Genomic DNA, 21,557 nt, shown 5'->3' with positions numbered 1-21,557 from the left:
GGTCAGAAGCCGATCGGGTGCCATCCGGGGCTGTAGGTGAGCTCGGCCTCGCGCGTGCCGACCCGCTTGGCGGGCACCCCGGCCATGACCGCCATCGGCTCGACGTCGTCGCGCACGAGCGCGCACGCCGCGACGACCGCGCCCCGGCCGATCGTCACCCCCGCCGTGACGGTGACGCGCGACGTCAGCCACGCGTAGTCGCCCACGACGGTCGGCAGCAGGAGCGGCTCGAACGTCGACGAGTTGATCTCGTGGGTGCCGGCGATGAAGTGGGTGTCGCTCGCGACCACCACGTTGTCACCGATCGTCAGGCCGCCCCGCGCGTCGAGCATGCACCGGAAGCCGATGTTGGTCGACGTGCCGATGCGCAGCAGCTCGATGCCCAGCACCGTGGTGCCGCGGAACACCGAGGAGTCGCGGCCGATGCGCGCCCCCCACAGGCGCAGCACGCCGAGGCGCAGCTGCCGGACGGGGACGTGGGTGACGACGATGTTGAAGACGAGCACGCCCAGGTGGGCCCACGCCCGTCGCACCCTGGTCATGTCAGGCTCCCCGGCCGGGCTTCGTGGCGCGGCGGCCGATCCGTCCGGTCGCCCAGAGATGGCGCAGCACCGACGCCCCGAGGGCGAGGACGATGCCGACCAGCGCGGCACCGACGATGTTGATCAGCAGGTTGGGCGAGGTGGGGTCGGCAGGCTCCGTCGCCGGTGAGATGACCTCGCCCTTCACGACGCTGGTGTCGTCGTCGTTGGGGGTCTCGATGCGCTCGACCGACGCGACGAGGCTCCGGGCGACGCCGTCGGCGACCTGGGCGGCGCGCTTCGCCGAGCCGTCGACGACCGTGACGGTGAGGATCGTCGACCCCAGCGTGTAGGTCGCGGCGACGTCGTCGGCGACCTCGCCGTCGGCGCCCGGCGTGACGCCGGACCCCTCGAGCACCTGGGGCGTCGAGACCAGCGCGCGGTAGGCCGACATCCGCGTCGCGGTGTAGCTCGCGACCGAGGCGATGTCCTGGCCCTTGCTGCCCGCCGAGCCGGTGAACAGCACCTTGGCGTCGGCGGTGTAGGTCGGCGTGACCCGGGAGGAGGCGATGATGCCGACGACGACCGTGACCAGGATGATCGCGAGGATCGAGCGCCAGTAGTCGCGCACGACCCGAAGGTAGTCGCCGAACGTCACGTCACACCCATTTCGTCGTCGTCCCCAGCCCCTGCACCGGTCAGCATCCTCATCCTAGGTGTCAGAACTCGCCCCGCGTGGCCGATGACGCGTGCAAGGCGCATCCCGCGTGAAACAATGCCCGGGGTGGGAGACCAGCCTGCGACGGACCCGTCTGCCGCAGGCTCCAGTGACCGAACGGGCCGACGCTCGGCTGCGGGCGAAAGGTATGGGTGTGATGGAGACTCGCGGGCAGTCACGCCGCGGCGTCCTGCACGTCTCCGAGGCCTTCGGCGGAGGACTCGCCGCCGGTCTGCAGGAGTACGTCGCCCGCACCCCCGAGCTCGCCCACGTCCTGGCCTATGCGCCGCGGCCCGAGGCCCCCGTCTCCGACGACGACCTGACGTGCTTCGACGACGTCATCCTGCTGCCCGAGGGCACGTGGCGCCGCATCCGGGCGGTGCGCCGCCTCTCGCGTCGCCGCGACGTCGACGTCGTCCACGCCCACTCGGCCTACGGCGGGCTCTACGCGCGGCTCGCGGTGCTCCGCCGCCGGACCCCGATCGTCTACACGCCGCACTGCTACGCCTTCCTGCGCACCGACCTGTCACGGGCGATGACCTGGCTCGTGCGCCGCGTCGAGCACGTGCTCGGCTTCAACACCTCGGTCGTCGCGGCCTGCTCGCCGTACGAGCAGGGGCTCTCGCGGTGGACGGGCGCGCGCTCGCACGCCGTCTACGTGCCCAACGCGCTGCCGGTCGACACGTCGCTGCCGCCGACCCAGCCCGACGACGGCGGGGCGGTCCGCCTGCTCGGCCTCGGCCGGCTCAACCCCCAGAAGGACCCCACGTTCTTCGCCGAGGCCGTCGAGGCCCTCCGCGCCGCCGGCGTCTCCGTCACCGCCACGTGGGTGGGCGACGGCGAGCCCCGCCTGCGCCAGCGGCTCGAGGCGGCCGGCGTCGACGTCCGCGGGTGGCTCGACCGCGTCGACGCGCGCAAGGAGTTCGAGGTCGCCGGCACGGTCTATCTGCACTGCGCCCAGTGGGAGGGGTTCCCGTTCGGCATCCTCGAGGCCCAGGCCGCCCGCACGCCGACCGTCGTCCGCGCGATCGAGTCGCTCGGCGACTTCGCGTTCCCCCTCACGGTCACGGCACCCGCCGACCTCGTCGCGGCCGTCACGGGGCTGGACGAGGCCCCCGCGCGTGAGGACGCCGTGCTCGGCATGGACGCCGCGCTGGTGGGCAACGACGTCGGCACGCAGCGCGTACGGCTGCTCGAGGTCTACTCGACCGCCGTCGGCAGCGACGTCACGGCCGGCTCCGCGCGGTCGTCTGCCGAGTAGCAGCCTCCCCGGCGGCTCGGGGTCAGTCGCCGATGTCGTCGTAGAGCAGCGCGGACGTGGCACCCGCGCGCTTCGCGACGTACTGCGCCCGGTCGGCTGCCGCGAACAGGCCGATCGTCCTGACGTCGGCGCCCGACGTGATCGACGCCGCCGCGACACCGGCCGACACCCCGAAGTCCGCCCCGGCAGACCCCATCTGCCCGCAGACCACGTTGGTCGCGTCGAGCACGGACTGCACCGGCTGGTCGGCCACCAGCACCGTGAACTCGTCACCGCCGACGCGTGCGACGACCGACGACCCGAAGCCGCCGAAGGCCTGGCCCAACGACGTCGCGACGAGCCGGATCTGCTCGTCGCCGTGCGCGTGGCCCGCGGAGTCGTTGATGCCCTTGAGCCCGTTGATGTCGACCATGACGACGGCGACGTCGCGGGTCGCTCCTGCCGGGACCTCGAACATCTCGGCCGCCTCGGCGTCGAGGCCCCGCCGGTTGAGCAGGCCCGTCAACGGGTCGTGGAACGCGAGCTCCTGCAGCTCGGCCTCGCGCAGCGTCCGCGAGATCGCCGAGGCGAGGATCGCGACGAGCACCTGGCTGTAGGCGATCGCGTCGTCGCCGAAGACGGTCTCACCCCGGTGCCGCGTCGCGTAGAACTCGCCCCACGCATGGCCGTCGACGACGATCGCCGTCGCCAGCGAGCAGCCCTTGCCCAGGCGCTCGAGCAGCTCGCGCTCGTGCGGGGCGCAGTCGGGGTCGTCGACCGAGTCGACCCAGGTGCGCAGCTCGTGCATCGCCGACCGGAGCCGTTCGTCGCTCGCGATCGGATAGGACTCCGACGCCGGCCACCGCTCCTCGTCCGGGCCGAGGTCGCCGACGTTGATCATCGTGCGGACGACGTCGGCGGGTGCGTCGATGCGGCTGATCGAGACCGTCGCCGCGCCCAGCGCCTCGCACGCGTGCTCGGCCGCGACTGCCAGCAGGTCGTCGAGGTCGTGGGGGCGCATCAGCAGGTGCGCCATCGAGGCAAGGCTCTGCAGACCGAGCGCTGCTGCTCCCACGGCCGATCACTCCCCTGACTCCCGTTGCAGCCAACCTACGCCGCACCCCGTCGGCGCGGGCCGTCCCCGACCAACGTCACACCGGCGGCGACCTGTGCCGCACACGTTCGCCGAGCGCACATCTGACGGTCACGCTGCGGCCAAGCGCCGTCCCTAGGGTCGTGCCCTGTGATCACTCCTCTGCGCTCAGCCGCCGCACTCGCCCTGCTCGTCCCGCCCGTCGCGATGGCGTCCCCCGCCTCCGCCCACCACCCCGAGGACCGTCTGGTCGAGGTCACGGCCACCGCCGAGACGCCCAGCGTCTTCGACGACGACGCGGGCGGCAACGGCGACGCCGACGACCCCGCGATCTGGGTCAACCGCCACGACCGCTCGCGCAGCGTCGTGATCGGCACCGCCAAGAACGCCGGCCTCAACGTCTACGACCTCAAGGGCCGTGTCATCCAGACCGTCGCCGCACCGGCCGCGCCCGGCGCGGACGACGAGTCGGGCCGCTTCAACAACGTCGACATCGTGCACGGGTTCCGGCTCGGCGGCCGCACGGTCGACCTCGCCGTCACCAGCGACCGCGGTCGTGACCAGCTGCGCTCGTACGTGATCGACCCCCGCACGGGCCGCCTCTCCGACGTCACGGCGGCGGCGATCCCGTTCGCGTTCTCCGCCGACCAGGAGCAGGTCAACGAGCAGGCGACGGTCTATGGCATGACGACGTTCACCGACCGCCGCGGCGACTCGTACGTCGTCGGGACGCGCCGCCACAGCACCGACGTCGGCCTGTTCAAGCTCGTCGCGACGAAGGGCCGCGTGACGTACGAGCGGGTCGACACGTTGGCGTTCCCCGACACGTTCCGGCTGCCCAACGGCTCCACGTGGTCGCCGTGCGAGGACCCGGGCGAGGGCCCGCAGCTCGAGGGCGTCGTGGTCGACGAGGCGTCCGGCACCCTGTATGCCGCGCAGGAGGACGTCGGCCTGTGGCGGGTCAGCCTAGGTCGCGGCGAGTTCGCCGGCAAGCCCCGCAGCATCGAGCGCACGCAGGAGTTCGGGGCGCCGGCGGCGTACGACGAGGCCGCCGAGGAGTGCGTGGCGACCGGACCCAACCCCGGGTTCGGCGGACGCATCGCGGCCGACACCGAGGGCCTCACGATCTATGAGACCGGCCACCGCACCGGCACGCTGCTGCTGTCGAGCCAGGGCGACGACACGTTCTACACCTACGACCGCATCACCAACCGCCCGCTGAAGCACTTCACGGTCGTCGACGGAGCGCGCGTCGACGGCTCGCAGGACTGCGACGGCGCCGACACCGTCAGCACCCCGCTGCCCGGCTACCCGAACGGCCTGCTCGTCGTGCAGGACGGCGACAACACCCCCGTCGAGAACGGCGAGGACGGAGAGCCGCGCGTCAGCACGAACTTCAAGCTGCTCGACGCGAAGATCCTCACGAAGCGGTAGCCCCGGGGTTCGTCCCGTCAACCAGCGAAGGAGCAAGATCCGTGACCGGATCTTGCTCCTTGCGTGTGGGGCGGAGCCAGCTCCTCTGCCACCAGACGCAAAATGACCAGCCGCCTTCGCGACTGGTCACCTTGGGTCTTGCGCCTTGCTCGTCTGGCGGAGCGAGCTCCGCCGACGTGGCCGTCCCCTCAACCAGCGAAGGAGCAAGATCCGTGACCGGATCTTGCTCCTTGCGTGTGGGGCGGAGATGGCGAGATTTGAACTCGCGAGAGGTTTAAACCTCAACCCGCTTAGCAGGCGGGCGCACTAGGCCACTATGCGACATCTCCCCGCTGCAGTCCGAAGACTGCAACCGGAACAGGATAGCGACCGGGTGACCCGTCCGACGAATCGGACCCCACGGCCGGCGTCACGGACGTCGGCTCGGCTGCGCCCGGGAGCGGCCTCCTCGGCGGGCGCACTAGTCCCATTCCCGGGACGAGGAGCACAGGCGGGCCATAGAGTTCTCCGGTCAGACACGCTTTCTCCCGGGGGAACCTTCTTGATCACCACACGCCTGCGCGGCCTCGTCGCTGCGCTCACGTCCACGGCGGTGGCGGCGACCGCGCTGACCCTGGGCGCCTCGACGGCATCGGCTGACGACGCCCTGGTCACCATCTACGGGAGCGTCGGCTCCTCGACGATGTACGAGGACAACATCACCGACATCCCCGTCGAGATCCTCCGTGCACCCGACCAGCCCACCGATCCGTGGGTCCCGGTCGTCACGGTCTACACCCAGGGCGGGGTGCGCGAGCCAGGGTGCGGTGCGGCGTGCCGCGGCAACTGGTCGGCCCAGCTGCCGCCCGGGCGCTACCACCTCAAGATCAACGCCGACCCCAGCCAGGGCTCGTCCCGCGTGTGGACGTCGCTCGACACGCTCGCCCGTTACGGACCCGACCGGGCCATCAACGCAGACGGCTCGCAGACGCATGTCTACGCTTACGAGCACGACCTGGACCATCTCGGTGGCAGCATCCTCTCCCAGGTCGTTGACCAGTGCGACGAATCCGTGGACGACGTCACCGTCGAGGTCTACGGCGCGGACGACATCGACCCGAAGCCGCTGCTCACGTCCGTCGTGGGCGGCGGCGAGCACGAGCAGTTCCTCCCCGCAGGAGCCTCGAAGGTCCGCGTGGTCGGGCCCGACGCCGCTCCCGGAACCGTGTGGCTCAACGGTGCGACGGGCTTCGACGGCGCGACCCGCTTCACCGTGCCGGCCGGCACCCGTCGCGTGGAGCAGCCCCGGGTGAGGCTCCACCGCACGACGTTCACCCCACCCCGGCCGCCCTACACGTACTCCCGGGTCCGCGGATACCTGACGGCCCCCAACGACGGCCGGCCGCGGGACGTCACCGTCCGCCTCTACCGCGCGACGTACGACTCCCAGGACCCGTGGGCGCTGGAGAAGGTCCACACGACGACCAGCGGTGACTTCAGCCTCGACGTGCCGCCCGGCGAGTACCGGATGTCGGTCAACGAGGTCCTGGAGGACACCGAGTCGTCGCGCGCGTGGAAGCCGTACTTCGTCGGCGGCGACACGCTCCAGGACGCCGAGACGTTCTGCGTCACCGCGGCGGACAGCTACGGCACCTACCTCACCCCGTCCATGGCCTATCGCGGACGGGCCATCACCGGCACCGTCAGCGACGCCGCCGGACGTCCGCTCAAGGGTGTCGAGGTGCGCGTCTTCTCCGCGACGCCCGACGCCGACGGCAACCCCGTGCTGCAGCGCACCAGGACGACCGGTGCCGACGGCCGCTGGACGACGAACGGCACGACCGACCAGGTCAAGATCCAGCTCGTCGGCGACGCTGACCAGTACACGTCGGTCTGGAACGGTGGCGCGGAGACGTTCGCCGGCGCCGCCCCCATCGACGCGACCAAGTCGGGCACCCCGACGATCGTGGACGAGACGCTCCCGCTTCTCCCGCTTGAGCTCGAGCGGATCCCGTACATCAAGATCCACGGTGCGCCGGGCCCGGGCGTCACGATCGGGACCGACAACGGCAGGTGGGGCCCCCACTCGCCGGTGAAGTTCACCAAGTACCAGTGGTACCGGGTCAAGGGCGGCACGGCCACCAAGATCAGCGGCCAGACCAGGAGCACGTACAAGATCCGCAGCTCCGACAACGGCTCACGGCTCAAGGTCCAGATCACGGCGTCGTATGCGGGAGCCCGCAGCGCCACGGCGTTCAGCGAGCTGTCGCAGACCGTGACCAACGGCGCCTCGATCAAGGTCACCGCCAAGAAGTCCGGCGCCAACGACGTCAGGCTCAGCATCAAGGTCAAGATCACCGGCGACAGCAACCCCTGGGGCAAGGTGACCGTCTACTACTCGCCCTGCTCCCAGAAGCAGGGCTACTACGTCTGCCGTGGGCGCAAGACGAAGTCGGTGTCGTACAAGAACGGCAAGGGCAGCGTCGTCCTCAACACCAAGCGTGGCTTCTGGGGCTACGAGGTCCACCTCAAGGCGACCTCGAAGCACGGCAGCGCCTCCGACGACGGGGTCATCTATGTCTTCTGATCAGCTCATGGCCACCCGCACCGCCCGCTCGCTCGTCGCTGCGACGCTCGTCGCGGCCGGCCTCGTGCTCCTGACTCCCTCCACGACGTCCGCGGCCGACACCGGCGGCGCCGTCTCGGGCACGGTCTACGACGTCATGGGCGATCCGGTCGCCTCCGCCGAGGTCGACGCGTTCGCCCGGGTCGAGGGATCCGACGTGCTCGACACCGTCGCGACGACCACGACCGCCCAGGACGGCAGCTACACGCTGCCCACCCACGGGCGTCCGGTGCTCCTGCGCTTCTCGCAGGACAGCGGCGGATATGTCACGCAGTGGTGGGACGACGAGCCCAGCGCATCAAGGTCGGCGGAGATCACGGTCGCCGCCGGCGAGGTCCGCAGCGGCACCGACGCGACACTCGACCCCCAGAAGATCACCAACACCGTGGTGCCCACCGTGATCGGCGACCCTGTCGTCGGCCGGACGCTCAAGGTCGACCTCGGCACCTGGAACTCGTCCACGCTCCGCTTCTCCTACCAGTGGTACCGCGCCACCGATGGTTCCTACGAGGGCACATCGGCCCAGACCGGACCGACGTTCAAGCCCACGCGCGACGACTATGGTCACCCGATCCTCGTGCGCATCACGGCCTCCCAGCCGGGCGCCTCGACCGTCACGGTTTACAGCAAGAAGACCGTCAAGAAGACCGCGCGCGGCTCCTCCGTCAGGCTCTCGCTCTCGTCACCGTCTCGGCGGACCGTCCGGGCCACCGTCGCGGTCGCGCTCAACCCACAGCACAACCTCGTCGCGACCGGCAAGGTCACGCTGCGGTGCGGCAAGACGTCCGCGACCCTGACCAAGGCAGCGAGCAAGACCCTGAAGAAGGGCGGAGCGACCATCACGCTGAGCGGCGTCGCCTCGGGGACCGCCAAGTGCACTGCGACCTACGCAGGCGCCAGCAACGCGGCCGGAAGCACCAGCGCCGTCAAGTCCATCAGGGTCAAGAAGTAGCGTCCGTCGGAGGCTCGTAGCGGCGGTAGCCGTTGGCCTCGTTGAGCCGTTCGTGCACCTCGCGCACGAACGGCTCGGCGGCGCGGCCGACGTACGCCAGCGGGAACGCGAGCGTGTCGGCGTCCTCGCGGTCGAAGAAGACGTGGGCACGGTCGACGCTGACGTCGTCGATCTGCGACCAGGCGATCTGCACCGGCTTGACGGTCATCCGGCCACCGAGGCGTACGCCGCCCTGGTCGGTGCGGGCGACGACCGGCGGGAACGCGTAGGTGCGCAGGGCGTTGAGCAGCAGCAGGCCCGCGAGGATGCCGAGCGGGGCCCACGCCAGGAAGGCGAGCGCAGCGACCACGCCCGCCGCGATCAGGTGGACGCCGATCGCGGGCAGCGTGAAGCGTCGGTCAAGTCGATAGTTCGTCAAGCAGAGGGGGCGGGATTCGAACCCGCGGCTGACATCGCTGCCAGCGAGCGCTTTCAAGGCGCTTCCGATCGGCCACTCCGGCACCCCTCCTGGCGGCAGCACCGAGGCACTGCGCCAGAGACGATTGTCGCACCTGCCCGATCTGGGGGCGCTGCGACCTGCGCCTGTGGCCCGGACGGCCTACTTCAGGGGGGCGAAGCGGGGCGGCTCGACGCGGACGATCTGCTCGATCGCCCGGGCGGCCCGGGCAGACCGCTCACGCATGACGTAGTGCCGCACGACCAGCCCCACGATCAGCCCGAGGATGCTGGAGTAGAGGGTCGAGAGCCCGATGTAGGACGGGAAGGCGCCCGGCGTGACCAGCGACGTCGACAGCACCGCGGTGCCGATGACCGCGAACACCAGCACCCACCAGCCCTCGCGGCGCTTGGAGCGCATCGAGACGCCGACGATGAGGGCCGGGAACCCGATGAACACCTCGACCGGACGGGGCACGCCCTCGAACGTCTGACGGCTCCAGATGACCAGGTCGCTGAACAGGTTGACCAAGGTGTCGGAGCCGTGGGACCGGACGAAGCTGCTGTAGGCGAGGATCAGGAGCAGCAGGACCGCGACTCCGGTGAGGATCGCGAGGTTCTGGCGGCCGAGGCCGTGGAGGCCGGCGCCAAGGTTCCAGACCAGCGTGATCGCCAGGCCCAGCGCGACCGTGATGACGATGAGGTTGAACCGCTGGTAGTTGACCGGGGCGTTCCACGCGGCGACCGACAGGGTGCCGCTGAGCGCCACGACGAGCGCGAGGACGTACTCGCGGATCGCGCCGACGATCGAGCTCGCCGGCCGGGTGACCATGACCGCCCAGACCGCCGAGAGGACGGCTGACACCGAGGCCGCCGACGCCAGCAGCAGGTTGGTCTCGAGCACGACCGCGGCGACCGCGAGCGCCGCCGTCATCGGGAGCCAGATGCGCATGTGTCCGCCACCGCGGTGGGTGAGGCTGACCGCGAAGACGACCATCAGCAGCGCGGCCGACGGACGCTCGACCCACGTCGGGGCGCCGACCGCGACGACGGCGGTGCCGGCGCCGATCGTGCCGACCAGCCACAGGCCGAACACGACGGCCATGACGATGCGGGCGACCCGCGCCGACTCCAGACGCGGCTCACGGGTCGGGAGGTCGTACTCCGGAGGCACCGACGCGTCGAGGCGTCGGCGTCCGCCCTGCTCAGTACGGCTCATGAGGTGTGTCGGATCCTTCGGTTGGTCAACGAGGGATTGACGTCCCTCGCGCGCGCCACGTCGGCGACGTCGAGCGTCGTCCGGATGATCGTGGCCGCCGAGTCGGCCTCGTCCACGATAGAGCCCCACGGATCGGCAACCAAGGAGTGGCCGGTGTAGCGGTCGCCACCCTGGGCGCACGCGGCGACGTGGACGGTGTTCTCGATCGCGCGGGCGGCGAGCAGCGTGCGCCAGTGGTCGAGCTTGTGGTCGCCGGCGACCCACGCCGCCGGGACGACGATCGTCGTGGCACCGGCATCGACCAGCGCCCGGGCCATCTCGGGGAACCGGAGGTCGTAGCAGGTCATCAGGCCGACCTGCTGGCCCGCGACCTCGACCACGACGGGCTCGATCGCACCGGCGCGAAGCCGGTCGGACTCCAGGTAGCCGAACGAGTCGTAGAGGTGGATCTTGCGGTAGGTCGTGCGCAGCTCGCCGTCGGGCCCGACGACGACCAGGGTGTTGTAGGGCAGGTCGTCGGTCTGCTCGAACATGCCGGCGACGATCGTCGCGCCGAGACGGCGGGCCTCGGCGGAGACGAGCTGGACGAACGGGCCGTCGAGCGGCTCCGCCACCGCGGCGAGGTCGTGGTCGGCCGACCCGAAGTCGTGCATCGTCGCCTCGGGCAGCACCACGAGGTCGAGGTCGTCGGCAGGACCGAGGTCGGCGAGCTGGGCCCCGACGGAGTCGCGGTTGGCGACGGAGTCGGTGGCCGAGGCACGTTGGACGAGGGCGACACGCATACCGGCCATCCTCCCCCTAGGCGCCAAGGCGCGTCGAGGACCCCGCCGCGTCCCCCGTGACCGGCACCTCGGCCTGCAGGAACGCCAGCTGGTCGGCGACGACCTGCTCGAACCACGGGTCGAGGTAGATCTCGAAGTGTCCCGCCCGGTAGCGGACGACCTTGCCCCGGCGGGCCTTGCGGACGTGCCAGATCGTGGCACGGGCCGGCGCGACGGTGTCCTTCATCGCGACGCAGAACAGTGCGGGGCAGGCCAGGTCGGCCGCCCGGCGACCCGGGTGGTGCAGCGGGATACGCAGCGCGACCCGCGCGGCGACGTCGGTCGGCGGGGCGGACCCCTCGGGCACCAGCGACAGGTAGCCGGCGCGGGCGTCGTCCGCCGTCATCAGGGCCGCGTCGCCGGGGCCGCCGACGAGCGCCACCCGGACCGGGTCGCGCCGCCGCACCTGCTGGACGAGGTCGCGAAGGCCGAGGACGGTCAGCCGCGCGAGGGTGCGGACGCCGACCGCGCGCAGCGACGCGATGCCGTCGGTGAACGGGCACTGCGAGATGACGGCCGCGACGGCGCCGTCCCGGACCGCCGCCTCGATGACGTGCCCGCCGCTGAACGACGTCCCCCACAGCACGACCCGTTGCGGGTCGACGCCCGGCAGCGACCGGGCGTGGTGGATCGCCGCCGCCCAGTCGTCGAGCTGACGCTGGATGTCGAGGAGGCCGCGCGGCTGGCCGTCGCTCTCGCCGAAGTGTCGGTAGTCGAAGACCAGCACCCGGTAGCCCGCCGCCGCGAACCGTTCGGCGTACGCGGCGAGGCGCATCTCCTTGACGGCGCCGAGCCCGTGGGCCATCACCACGACCGGGCCGGGCGGTGCGGCCGGCTGCTCGTACAGCCATCCGGCGCACCACGAGGGGCCCGAGGCGAAGCGGACGTCCTTGCGAGTCATGGCACGAGCGTAGGGCCGATCACCCCTGTCACGGCAGGAGGCGGATACCGTGGGTCAGATGCGCGCCGTCACAGCTCCCACGCCCGGTGGGGTCGATGCCCTCCAGGTCGTCGACCGCCCCGTCCCCGACCCCGCTCCCGGCGAGGTCCTCATCCGGGTCACCGCCGCGGGCATCAACCGCGCCGACCTGCTCCAGCGGCAGGGACACTACGACCCGCCCCCGGGCAGCACCGACGTCCTCGGCCTCGAGTGCTCCGGCGACATCGTGTCCGTCGGCGAGGGCGTCACCGACCTGCAGCCCGGTGCCCACGTGTGCGCCCTGCTGACCGGTGGCGGCTACGCGGAGTACGTCAGCGTCCCGGCCGGACAGGTCGCGACCGTGCCGCTGGGCATCTCGCTGGTGGAGTCCGGCGGCCTGATGGAGGTCGCCTCGACCGTGTGGTCGAACGTCTTCATGATGGGCAAGCTGCAGCACGGCGAGACGCTGCTCGTCCACGGCGGCGCGAGCGGCATCGGCACCATGGCGATCCAGCTCGGCAAGGCGTTCGGCGCCACCGTCGTGGTGACGGTCGGGTCGGCACAGAAGGCGGAGTTCTGCCGCGAGCTCGGCGCCGACGTCGTCATCAACTACCGCGAGCAGGACTTCGCCGAGGAGATGAAGGCCGCCGGCCTGCAGGCCGACGTCATCCTCGACATCATCGGTGCGAAGTATCTCGCCGCCAACATCTCCGTGCTCGCGACCGCCGGACGCCTCGTCGTCATCGGCCTGCAGGGCGGGATCAAGGCCGAGCTCAACCTCGGCGCGCTGCTCGCCAAGCGCGCCGCCGTCATGGCCACGTCGCTGCGGGCCCGCCCGACCGGCGAGAAGGCCGCGATCGTCTCGGCGATGGTCGCGCAGGTCTGGCCCCTCATCACCGACGGCACGGTGCGCCCGATCATCCACGCGACGTACCCGCTCGACGACGTACGCCTGGCCCACCAGGTGCTCGAGGAGTCCAGCCACACCGGCAAGGTCCTGCTGACCCTCTGACCGGCCGCGCCGCGGCGACTCACCTAGGCTGGGCGGCATGACTGACGAGCAGCCCGAGATCATCGGCCCGGACGGCCAGGCCGTCCCCGCCCCACCGACCGGCACCGCGCTCGGCGACCTCGTCGAGCAGCCGGCCAAGGTGATGCGCATCGGCGGGATGATCCGCCAGCTCCTCGAGGAGGTCAAGGCCGCTCCCCTCGACGAGGCCAGCCGTGGCCGCCTGCGGACGATCCACCTGCAGTCGATCGAGGAGCTCAAGGAGGGGCTGGCCCCCGAGCTCGTCGCCGAGCTGGAGCGCCTCAGCCTCCCGTTCGACAGCGACGCGCCCAGCGAGGGTGAGCTGCGCATCGCCCAGGCACAGCTCGTCGGATGGCTCGAGGGCCTGTTCCACGGCATACAGGCCGCGATCTACGCCCAGCAGGTGCAGGCCCAGTCGCAGCTGCAGAACATGAGACTGGCTCTACCGGGGTCAAACGACATCAAAGGTGTCGAATCGGACTCTTCTGGTGAAAGCCGGGACTCAGGGGGCATGTACCTCTAACATCAGTCTTGATGTAGTTGAGGAAGGCGCAGGAGTGTCGCCGACCTCATGTGGGAAGAGGGAGCCCATGACCATCTTGATTGAACCGACGACGCCTCCGTGCGCTTCTGTGCCGGAGGTCTATCACGACGAACAGCTGCACTCGCCCCCGGCGCGGACCGACATCACCGCCGCCGAGTGGGAGTCGCTGAACGTCAAACGAGCCTCCGCGCACCGACAGTGCGCCGGGTGCCCGGTCATGACCGACTGCCTCTACCGGGCGGTCGTCGAGGTCGACGTCTCCGGATTCGTGGCGTGCACGACCGAGCTCGACCGGCACCTGATCCGCCGCCAGCTCGGCATCACGGTGCAGCAGGCCTCGACGACGCCGTACGGCGCGCCGCGGGTCGGCGGAGGACCGGTCAGCCACGAGGCGGTCATGACGGCGCGTCAGGCGTATCCCAAGGACACGTGCCACCAGCTGGCCGACCGTCTGGGCTGCTCGACGTCCACGATCAAGCGCCACCTGCGACGGGCCCGCGAGGCCAAGCTGGAAGCACGTGAGGCGATCCGCGAGACGAGCTCGCAGCCGACGATGGACGCCGTCCTCGACGCCTTCGACATGCTCTCCACCAGCAAGATCGCCTGACCAGGGCCGGGCCGCGGCCCCATCGACGCCCAGGCCACGATTTCGGCACTTATGGGTGCCTGGCGACGTACTGATCACCCATAAGCGCCGAAATCTTGAGCGGTGGCGGTTGTCCACACGTCGATGCCCCTCCTTCGCCGTCCACATGCGGCGATGACGGGTCACCGTGGAGAGTCGCCCTTCGGTGACCTTGGGGGATGTTCTCGCCCGCCGGCCCGTTCCATCGCCGAGACGCCCTCGATGCCGGCGTCACCGACACCCAGCTGAGGGGCCGGCGCTACCGGCGTCTCTTCCAGGGCGTCTACGTCCTTGCGACGCTGCCCCTGGACCTGACGACGTGGATCCGGTCGGCGCTCCTCGCACTGCCCGACGACTCGGTCGTCAGCCACGTGACGGCCATGCACCTCTATGGCGTCGACATCGGGCCTCCGTGGCCGCTGCACTTCTCCACCCGCAGCGCGACCCACAGCCGGCTGAAGGGGCTGAAGATCCACCAGCGGCAGGCCCCCATCTCGAGCAGGCTCGTCGAGGCCGTCCCGGCGACCTCACCCAACCGCACGTTGGTCGACATCGCGACGAAGGTGTCGTTGGTCGAGCTCGTCACGGCGGCGGAGTGGCTCATCCATCGACGCCTGACCACGTTGGCGTCCCTCTCGGCGTACGCCATGGACCGCCACCTCCACGGCGTCCGACCTCTGCGACGAGTGCTCGGTCTGGTGCGCGAACGGGTCGAGTCTCCTCGTGAGACCGTGCTGAGGCTCATGATCCGGTTCGCTCACCTGCCGGAGCCCCAGTGCAACGTCGTGATCCGGGACGCTCACCGTCTGTTCTTGGCCCGGGGCGACCTCGTCTACGCCGACTGGCGCATCGTCGTCGAGTACGACGGCTGGTATCACGAGCGGAGTGCCCAGCAGAGGCAGAGCGACGTCCTCCGCCGAGAAGGGCTCGAGCATCATGGGTGGAAGGTCATCGTCGTGACCTCCGCCGACCTCCGGGACCCTAGAGAAGTCGTCCACCGCGTCCACCGTGCCCTGGTGTCGCGCGGGTGGACCGGCCCGGAGCCGACGTTCAGCATCATGTGGGACTCGTGGTTCGCCCCCCGTGCCGCCTGAACCCCATCCCGCACCCTCGCCCCGCATCCGCATCCACCCGGCCAAGATTTCGGCACTTATGGGTGGATGACCGACCCGGACACACCCAAAAGTGCCGAAATCGTGAAGAGGGGCGCGGCGGGAGGGGTCAGAGGTACTGGCGGAGCTCGTCGACGAGGCCGTCGTCGGAGATCGAGCCCGTGACGGCGTCGGCGACCGCGAGGAGCGACTCGGGGCCATGACCCATCGCGACGCCCCGGCCGGCCCACTCGAGCATCTCGAGGTCGTTGTTGCCGTCACCGACGGCGAGGACGTCGGCCTGCGCGATGCCGAGGCGGTCCGTCAGGAACTCCAGGCCCGACGCCTTCGAGACGCCGTCAGGGGCGAGGTCGAGCCAGGCGGAGTAGCCGATGAAGTAGTTGGTGCCGGTGAGCCCGAGGTCGTGGACGATCTGCGTGAACTCCTCAGCCGTGTGGTCGGTCGACCGGATGACGACACGCGTGACCGGCTCGGCGATCAGGGACTCGACGTCCTCGACGCCGAACTGGCCGGTGACCTCGCCCTCGGGGAACGGCTTGTTGACCCGGAACCCGACACCGAGCTCTTCCACCGCGACGATCGCGTCGGGGACGAACTCCATGACCCGGCGCACCGCGTCGCTGGCGTCGAACGTCACCGAGTGCAGCACCTCGACCGGGTCGTAGGAGAACACCACGGCGCCGTTGCTGGCGATCGCGTAGCCCTCGGTGAACCCGAGCTTCTCGGTGGTGTTGACGACCCCGGGGATGGCGCGACCCGTCGAGATCACGATCTCGATGCCGGAGTCACGCAGGTCGCGCACGGTCTGCCGCACCGCGGCGCTCATCTCGTTGGCGCTGTCGACCAGCGTGCCGTCGACGTCGAGCGCGATGAGCCGGGGGCGCCAGCTCACGCGAGAGGCCTCAGGACCTCGCCGAGCAGAGGATGCAGCGCAGCGGGCAGACGCACCGACCCGTCGGCCTGCTGCCCGTTCTCGAGGATCGCGATGATCGTGCGGGTCATGGCGCACAGGGTGCCGTTGAGCGTCGCGGCCGGACGGGTGCCACCGCCGTCGGCCTCGGCGCCGCGGACCCGGATGTCGAGGCGACGGCTCTGGAACTCGGTGCAGTTGGACGCCGACGAGACCTCGCGGTACTTGCCCTGTGTCGGGATCCACGCCTCGCAGTCGAACTTGCGGATCGCCGACAGGCCCAGGTCGCCGGACGCGACGTCGATGACCCGGTAGGGCAGCTCGAGGGCGTCGAGCCAGTCCTTCTCCCAGCCGAGGATGCGCTGGTGCTCAGCGTAGGACTCCTCGACCGTCGTGTAGACGAACATCTCGACCTTGTCGAACCAGTGCACCCGGAAGATGCCCCGGGTGTCCTTGCCGTACGACCCGGCCTCGCGGCGGAAGCAGGGGCTGAACGCGGCGTAGCGGCGCGGCAGCGACCCGGCGTCGAGGATCTCGTCGGAGTGATAGGCCGCCATCGGCACCTCGGACGTGCCGACGAGGTAGAGGCCGTCCTTCTCCAGGTGGTAGACGTCGTCGGCCGCCTGGCCGAGGAAGCCGGTGCCCTCCATCGCGCGCTCGTTGACCAGCGCCGGCGGGATCATCGGGGTGAAGCCCCACGCCGCGGCCTTGCTCATCGCGAGCTGCGTGAGCGCCAGCTCGAGCTGCGCGCCGACACCGGTGAGGAAGTAGAAGCGCGAGCCGCTGACCTTGGCGCCACGCTCGACGTCGATCGCGCCGAGCATCTGGCCGAGCTCGAGGTGGTCGCGGGGCTCGAAGCCCTCGGCGGCGAAGTCGCGCGGCGTGCCGACGGTCTCGAGCACGACGAAGTCGTCCTCGCCACCCTGCGGCGCATCGGCCGACGCGAGGTTGGGCAGCGTCTTCATCAGGCGCTCGAACGTCTCGGCCGCCTCGACCTGCGCAGCCTCGGCCTCCTTGACCTGCTGGCTGATCTGCTTGGTGCGGGCGAGGAGCTCCTGCTTCTCGTCGCCCTGCGCCTTCGGAATCAGCTTGCCGAGGTTCTTCTGCTCGCCCCGGATCGCCTCGTAGGCCACGATCGACGATCGCCGCTGCTCGTCCGCGCTGATGAGCTCGTCGACGAGCTCGGTCGGCAGTCCGCGGCGCTGCTGGGCAGCCCGCACGGCATCAGGGTCATCTCTCAGGACTCGGGCATCGATCACCCGATCAGCCTATCGCCCGTCTCCCCGCCGTCTGCGCGTCGATTACCCTTGATCGACCCCTGAGGAGGACCTGTGGCGTTTGACCTGCGTCGTGCCGAGCCCGGCCGACCCTCCGTCCTCGCCTGGCTCCTGGCCGTCCCGGCGCTGGTGTTCGTGTTCCTGGCCGTCGCGGTCGGCACCGACACCCCGGCGATCCTGCAGCTCGACGACAACGTCGCCCAGCGCGCGTACGACCTGACCGCCGACCATCCCCAGCTCGTCGACGTCCTCGACGTCGTGGCCGTCATCTTCGGCAACCTCGTCTGCGGCATCGCGCTGGCGGTCATGGCGGCGTACGCCCTGTGGCGCCGCGAGCGCGTCGTCGCCCTGTGGATCGTCGTCTCCGGCGTCGTCGCGATCGGTGGCAACGCGCTGATCAAGCTGGCGTTCCAGCGCGATCGCCCCCTGTTCGACAAGCCCCTGCACGAGATCGGCGGCTACTCGTTCCCGAGCGGTCACTCGACCGGCGCCGCGATGTTCTTCACCGTCGCGATCCTCATGACGATCGTCCTGACGGGCCGGGGCTGGAAGCGCCGGATCATCGTCAACCTCCTCGCGCTGGCCGCGCTCGGCGTCGGTGCGAGCCGGGTCTTCCTCGGCGTCCACTACCTCAGCGACGTGGTCGCGGGCCTCAGCCTCGGCATGGTCATCGCGCTCGGCCTGTGGCTGCTGCTGGTCGTCGCGGGCGGAGCGCCCACCCCGTACGACCTGGCCGTCCTCACCGGATCGGGCCGCAAGCGCGCCGCCGTCATCCTCAACCCGGCCAAGGTCGGCGACGTCGACGACTTCAAGGCGCGTGTGCGGGCCGTCGCCGAGATCAGCGGCTGGAGCGAGCCGATCTGGTACGAGACCACGATCGAGGACCCGGGTCACGGCCAGGCCAACTCCGCGCTGCACGACGAGGTCGACCTGATCATCGCGGCCGGCGGCGACGGCACCGTCCGCGCCGTGTGCGAGGAGGTCGCCCGCACCGGTGTCGCGGTCGGCATCCTGCCCCACGGCACCGGCAACCTGCTGGCCCGCAACCTCGACATCCCGCTCAACATCCGCGACGCGCTCGACGTCGCGTTCGGCGGCCAGGACCGCGCGATCGACCTGTCGACGCTCGAGACCGACTCCGGCGCCAACACGACGTTCCTGGTCATGGCGGGGCTCGGCATGGACGCCGCGATCATGACCGGCGTCAACGACCAGCTCAAGAGCAAGGTCGGCTGGCTGGCCTACTTCGTCAGCGGCGTGAAGGCGGCCCGCTTCCCCGCGATGAAGGTGCAGATCGCGGTCGACGACGGCGAGTTCAAGAAGTTCCGCGCCCGCACCGTGGTCGTCGGCAACGTCGGCTTCCTGCAGGGCGGCATCCCGCTGCTGCCCGACGCCCAGATCGACGACGGCATGCTCGACGTCGTGGTGATCGCGCCGAAGCGGTTCATCGGCTGGCTCGCGATCATCGTGCGCGTCATCAGCCGGCAGAAGCGCACCAACGACCGGCTCGACCGGCTCACGGGCCACAAGGTCGTCATCAAGGCTGAGAAGAACATGCCGATGCAGCTCGACGGCGACCCGGTCGGCGAGGGCCAGCTCATCACCGCCAACGTGCAGCCCGGCGTGCTGCTCGTCCGGGTGCCGGTGGCACCCGCCCCCGGCGCCTGACCCGGCTCAGCTCATCCGGCCGCGATGCCCGGTCAGGCGGTCAGAGCGACCGCAGCAGGTCGTCCATCCGCTCGAAGCCCTCGTTGACACCGGTCGCCATGCCGCTCGCGAGCATCCCGTCACGGTCCTGCGGCGAGGTGAAGACCGCGACCTGGTGGGCGCGCGTCCGTCCGCCGCCGAGATCCTCCAGGCGCAGGGTCTCGAACGAGACGTGACCGGGCAGTCCGAGCCACTCGAACGTCCGCTGCGACAGCTCGGGCGTCTGCTCGCCGTGCATGACGCCGCGGAAGGCGTGCTCGTTGCCGTCCGGGTCGCGCTGCACGAGGGTCCAGGTGCCGCCGTGCCGCGCGTCGTGGGTGACCTCGACGTTGGTGAGGTACTTCGGGCCGATCCACTGGGCGATGAGGTCGGGCTCGGTCATCGCCCGGAAGACCAGGGCGACGGGGTGGTCGAAGTCGCGGACGATCGTGATGGCGTGGGTGCCGGACGTCTCGATGACGGCGTCGTTCTCCGTCGTGCTCATGGTGATCTCCTTCGGTGGATGGGACTCAGTCGAGCTCGTCGAGCAGCGCGTCGAGACGGTCGAAGCTCTCGGACCAGTAGGCCCGGTAGTCGGCCATCCACGCCGTCGCGCCCTTGAGCGGCTCGGCCTCGAGGTGACTCAGGCGCATGGTCCCCTGCCGGTTGCGGGAGACCAGCCCGGCCTGCTCCAGCACCTTGAGGTGCTTGGAGATCGCCGGCTGCGACATCGTGAACAGCGCCGTCAGGTCGCCGACGTTGGCGTCCTGCTCGGCGAGCCGGGCCAGGATGGCGCGCCGCGTCCGGTCGGCGAGGGCGCCGAACACGAGGTCGAGCTGGTCGTCGTTCACGACGACAACATAACCAGATGGTTATGTAGCGGTCAAGGGCCGGCGTAGGCGTCGATCTCGCCGAGCAGGGCCGTCTTGACCTGGTCGGGCGCGAAGGAGTGGCGGACGCCCGCGCGCGCGAGGTCGGCGACGCCGGCGTCGTCCAGCCCGAGCAGGTCGCGGGCGACCTCGTACTCGTGGGTGATCGTGGTGGAGAACATCGGCGGGTCGTCGGAGTTGATCGAGACCGGCACCCCGGCCGCGACCAGCGCGGGGAGCGGGTGCTCGGCCAGCGACGGCACCGAGCGGGTGCAGACGTTGGACGTCGGGCTGATCTCGAGCGGGATCTGGTGCTCCACGAGGTGGGCGACGAGCTCGGGGTCCTGCGCCGCGGCGATGCCGTGACCGATGCGCTCGGCGCCCAGCACCCGGATCGCGTCCCAGATCGTCTCGGGACCGGTCGACTCGCCGGCGTGGGGCAGCGAGTGCAGACCGGCTGCCCGCGCAGCGTCGAAGTGGGGCTTGAACTGCGGGCGCGGCACGCCGATCTCGGGACCGCCGAGCCCGAACCCGATCAGCCCGTCGGGCTGCAGCCGCAGGGCCGTGTCGATCGTGACGTCGGCGGCCGGGACGCCCGACTCCCCGGGGATGTCGAAGATCCAGCGCATCGTGATGCCGAAGTCGGCCTCGGCGCGGCGCCGGGCGTCCTCGAGCGCCTCGCAGTACGCCTCGGCGCTGATGCCGACCGCGATCGACGTGTAGGGCGTGCAGGTCAGCTCGACGTAGCGGACGTTCTGCGCGGCGAGGTCACGCGCGACGTCGTGCGTCAGGGTCCAGAGGTCCTCGGGGGTGCGCAGCAGGTCGACGACCGAGAGGTAGACCTCGACGAAGTGCGCGAAGTCGGTGAACGTGAAGAAGTCGGCGAGGGCCGCCTCCTCGGTGGGGACGCTCGTGCTGCCGGCATGACGCCGCGCCAGCTCGAGGACGGTCTGCACCGAGGCGGACCCGACGTGGTGGACGTGCAGCTCCGCCTTGGGGAGCCCGGCTTCGAACGACATGCTCCGACGATAGCGTGCACTTTTTGGGCAGCTTCGTACGGATCCAGCGCGCCGACCCGTACGAAAGTGCCCAAAAAGTGGGGGCTGACCTAGTCGGCGGCCTGCTGGCGCTCGACCACGGTGCCGCGACCCTCGAACTCGACGTCGACGGTCACGAGCACCTCGTCGTCGAGCGACAGCTCGACCCGGTTCTCCTCGGCGCTCAGGTTGCGGGCCGTGCCCTCGTCCAGCCAGCTGATCGAGCCGATGACGCTGACGAGGGCGACCGTGGCGCCGTTGTCACGCTGACCACGGAACACGACGGGGCCGGGGCCGGCGTCGCGGATGACCAGTGCCGTGCGGCTCACGAGGGGGTGGTCGATGCCGACCGTCAGGTCCTCGCCACCGCCGGCACGGCCGAACGTCCACTTGTCGTCGGGCCCCAGCTGGACCTCTCCGCTGTCGCCGGCAGCCGTCTTCCACATCACGGTGATCACCCTTCGATGTTCTCACCCGTGGGTCCCATCGTCAGCGGAAAGAAAAATCTTC

At 70.5% G+C, this 21,557-nt stretch carries 22 protein-coding genes and 2 tRNA genes; 9 read left to right on the top strand and 15 right to left on the bottom strand.

All coding sequences use genetic code 11. The features are described 5' to 3' along the window. Positions 1 to 2: 2 nt before the first annotated feature. Positions 3 to 542 carry an acyltransferase gene (locus HQK15_RS18990; RefSeq protein WP_217361340.1) on the bottom strand — a complete coding sequence of 180 codons (540 nt, stop codon included), beginning with the start codon at positions 540 to 542 and terminating at the stop codon, positions 3 to 5. A gap of 1 nt (position 543) precedes the next feature. After that, positions 544 to 1,179: a YveK family protein gene (locus tag HQK15_RS04640; protein ID WP_173490224.1), complete on the bottom strand. Its 636-nt coding sequence runs from the start codon at positions 1,177 to 1,179 to the stop codon at positions 544 to 546. A gap of 217 nt (positions 1,180 to 1,396) precedes the next feature. Between HQK15_RS04640 and HQK15_RS04635 the strand changes: the two genes are divergently transcribed. Next, complete coding sequence (locus HQK15_RS04635) at positions 1,397 to 2,500, top strand: glycosyltransferase (RefSeq protein ID WP_254450805.1); 1,104 nt, start codon at positions 1,397 to 1,399, stop codon at positions 2,498 to 2,500. 22 nt (positions 2,501 to 2,522) lie between these two features. Here the strand turns inward: HQK15_RS04635 and HQK15_RS04630 are convergent, their stop codons facing one another. Continuing rightward, the gene (locus HQK15_RS04630; RefSeq protein ID WP_173490222.1) at positions 2,523 to 3,554 is read right to left on the bottom strand and encodes a GGDEF domain-containing protein; all 1,032 of its coding nucleotides are present in this window, start codon (positions 3,552 to 3,554) and stop codon (positions 2,523 to 2,525) included. Between the two features lie 168 nt (positions 3,555 to 3,722). Between HQK15_RS04630 and HQK15_RS04625 the strand changes: the two genes are divergently transcribed. Then, entirely contained in the window at positions 3,723 to 5,006 is a 1,284-nt protein-coding gene (locus HQK15_RS04625) for a phytase (RefSeq protein WP_217361339.1), read from the top strand. Between the two features lie 242 nt (positions 5,007 to 5,248). Here the strand turns inward: HQK15_RS04625 and HQK15_RS04620 are convergent. Beyond that, a tRNA-Ser gene (locus tag HQK15_RS04620) sits at positions 5,249 to 5,335 on the bottom strand. A gap of 212 nt (positions 5,336 to 5,547) precedes the next feature. Between HQK15_RS04620 and HQK15_RS04615 the strand changes: the two genes are divergently transcribed. Both HQK15_RS04615 and HQK15_RS04610 read left to right on the top strand, forming a co-directional pair. Beyond that, positions 5,548 to 7,572, top strand: coding sequence for a carboxypeptidase-like regulatory domain-containing protein (locus HQK15_RS04615; protein WP_173490221.1), 2,025 nt, complete (start codon positions 5,548 to 5,550; stop codon positions 7,570 to 7,572). A gap of 7 nt (positions 7,573 to 7,579) precedes the next feature. Then, positions 7,580 to 8,563, top strand: coding sequence for an Ig-like domain repeat protein (locus HQK15_RS04610; protein ID WP_173490220.1), 984 nt, complete (start codon positions 7,580 to 7,582; stop codon positions 8,561 to 8,563). Here the strand turns inward: HQK15_RS04610 and HQK15_RS04605 are convergent. The 5 genes from HQK15_RS04605 to HQK15_RS04585 form a co-directional block, all read right to left on the bottom strand. Beyond that, positions 8,553 to 8,981 (bottom strand): hypothetical protein, encoded by a 429-nt coding sequence (locus HQK15_RS04605; protein ID WP_173490219.1) that lies wholly within the window; start codon positions 8,979 to 8,981, stop codon positions 8,553 to 8,555. The two genes, HQK15_RS04610 and HQK15_RS04605, sit on opposite strands and share 11 nt — an antisense overlap. A gap of 1 nt (position 8,982) precedes the next feature. Next, positions 8,983 to 9,071, bottom strand: a tRNA-Ser gene (locus HQK15_RS04600). Positions 9,072 to 9,161: 90 nt separating this feature from the next. After that, on the bottom strand, positions 9,162 to 10,217 hold the full coding sequence (locus HQK15_RS04595; RefSeq protein ID WP_173490218.1) for a hypothetical protein: 1,056 nt from the start codon (positions 10,215 to 10,217) through the stop codon (positions 9,162 to 9,164). Then, on the bottom strand, positions 10,214 to 10,999 hold the full coding sequence (locus HQK15_RS04590) for a carbon-nitrogen hydrolase family protein (protein ID WP_173490217.1): 786 nt from the start codon (positions 10,997 to 10,999) through the stop codon (positions 10,214 to 10,216). Before HQK15_RS04590 ends, HQK15_RS04595 begins: the two co-directional genes overlap by 4 nt. Positions 11,000 to 11,015: 16 nt before the next feature. Further along, on the bottom strand, positions 11,016 to 11,939 hold the full coding sequence (locus HQK15_RS04585) for an alpha/beta hydrolase (RefSeq protein ID WP_173490216.1): 924 nt from the start codon (positions 11,937 to 11,939) through the stop codon (positions 11,016 to 11,018). Between the two features lie 58 nt (positions 11,940 to 11,997). On the opposite strand from HQK15_RS04585, the gene HQK15_RS04580 reads away from it, so the two are divergent. The 4 genes from HQK15_RS04580 to HQK15_RS04565 all read left to right on the top strand — a co-directional run bounded on the left by HQK15_RS04580 (position 11,998) and on the right by HQK15_RS04565 (position 15,250). Then, the gene (locus tag HQK15_RS04580; protein WP_173490215.1) at positions 11,998 to 12,969 is read left to right on the top strand and encodes an NAD(P)H-quinone oxidoreductase; all 972 of its coding nucleotides are present in this window, start codon (positions 11,998 to 12,000) and stop codon (positions 12,967 to 12,969) included. A 37-nt stretch (positions 12,970 to 13,006) separates the two neighbouring features. Continuing rightward, positions 13,007 to 13,510, top strand: a complete 504-nt coding sequence (locus HQK15_RS04575) for a bacterial proteasome activator family protein (RefSeq protein ID WP_173490214.1) — start codon at positions 13,007 to 13,009, stop codon at positions 13,508 to 13,510. A gap of 67 nt (positions 13,511 to 13,577) precedes the next feature. Continuing rightward, positions 13,578 to 14,138, top strand: a complete 561-nt coding sequence (locus tag HQK15_RS04570) for a WhiB family transcriptional regulator (RefSeq protein ID WP_173490213.1) — start codon at positions 13,578 to 13,580, stop codon at positions 14,136 to 14,138. Between the two features lie 197 nt (positions 14,139 to 14,335). Further along, entirely contained in the window at positions 14,336 to 15,250 is a 915-nt protein-coding gene (locus HQK15_RS04565) for a DUF559 domain-containing protein (RefSeq protein WP_173490212.1), read from the top strand. Positions 15,251 to 15,377: 127 nt separating this feature from the next. On the opposite strand, the gene HQK15_RS04560 is transcribed toward HQK15_RS04565, so the two are convergent. Together HQK15_RS04560 and serS are read right to left on the bottom strand one after the other, a co-directional pair. Beyond that, a complete protein-coding gene (locus HQK15_RS04560) occupies positions 15,378 to 16,160 on the bottom strand; it encodes an HAD family hydrolase (RefSeq protein ID WP_173490211.1) in 783 nt (260 codons plus the stop codon). Further along, positions 16,157 to 17,437 (bottom strand): serine--tRNA ligase, encoded by a 1,281-nt coding sequence (serS, locus tag HQK15_RS04555; RefSeq protein WP_173490210.1) that lies wholly within the window; start codon positions 17,435 to 17,437, stop codon positions 16,157 to 16,159. Before serS ends, HQK15_RS04560 begins: the two co-directional genes overlap by 4 nt. A gap of 72 nt (positions 17,438 to 17,509) precedes the next feature. On the opposite strand from serS, the gene HQK15_RS04550 reads away from it, so the two are divergent. Next, positions 17,510 to 19,123 carry a bifunctional phosphatase PAP2/diacylglycerol kinase family protein gene (locus tag HQK15_RS04550; protein ID WP_173490209.1) on the top strand — a complete coding sequence of 538 codons (1,614 nt, stop codon included), beginning with the start codon at positions 17,510 to 17,512 and terminating at the stop codon, positions 19,121 to 19,123. A gap of 40 nt (positions 19,124 to 19,163) precedes the next feature. Here HQK15_RS04550 and HQK15_RS04545 read toward each other — a convergent pair whose 3' ends face one another. From HQK15_RS04545 to HQK15_RS04530, 4 genes are all read right to left on the bottom strand, one after another. Further along, entirely contained in the window at positions 19,164 to 19,646 is a 483-nt protein-coding gene (locus HQK15_RS04545; protein WP_173490208.1) for an SRPBCC domain-containing protein, read from the bottom strand. Between the two features lie 25 nt (positions 19,647 to 19,671). Continuing rightward, positions 19,672 to 19,992: an ArsR/SmtB family transcription factor gene (locus HQK15_RS04540; protein ID WP_173490207.1), complete on the bottom strand. Its 321-nt coding sequence runs from the start codon at positions 19,990 to 19,992 to the stop codon at positions 19,672 to 19,674. Positions 19,993 to 20,024: 32 nt separating this feature from the next. Further along, the gene (locus tag HQK15_RS04535) at positions 20,025 to 21,029 is read right to left on the bottom strand and encodes an adenosine deaminase (RefSeq protein WP_173490206.1); all 1,005 of its coding nucleotides are present in this window, start codon (positions 21,027 to 21,029) and stop codon (positions 20,025 to 20,027) included. Between the two features lie 89 nt (positions 21,030 to 21,118). Then, on the bottom strand, positions 21,119 to 21,496 hold the full coding sequence (locus tag HQK15_RS04530; protein WP_173490205.1) for a hypothetical protein: 378 nt from the start codon (positions 21,494 to 21,496) through the stop codon (positions 21,119 to 21,121). Positions 21,497 to 21,557 lie beyond the last annotated feature (61 nt).

It is taken from the genome of Aeromicrobium stalagmiti, assembly GCF_013283745.1.
Classification (GTDB): Bacteria; Actinomycetota; Actinomycetes; order Propionibacteriales; family Nocardioidaceae; genus Aeromicrobium; species Aeromicrobium stalagmiti.
The sequence above is the reverse complement of the archived record's forward strand: the minus strand, read 5'-3'. Positions and strand labels throughout refer to the sequence as shown.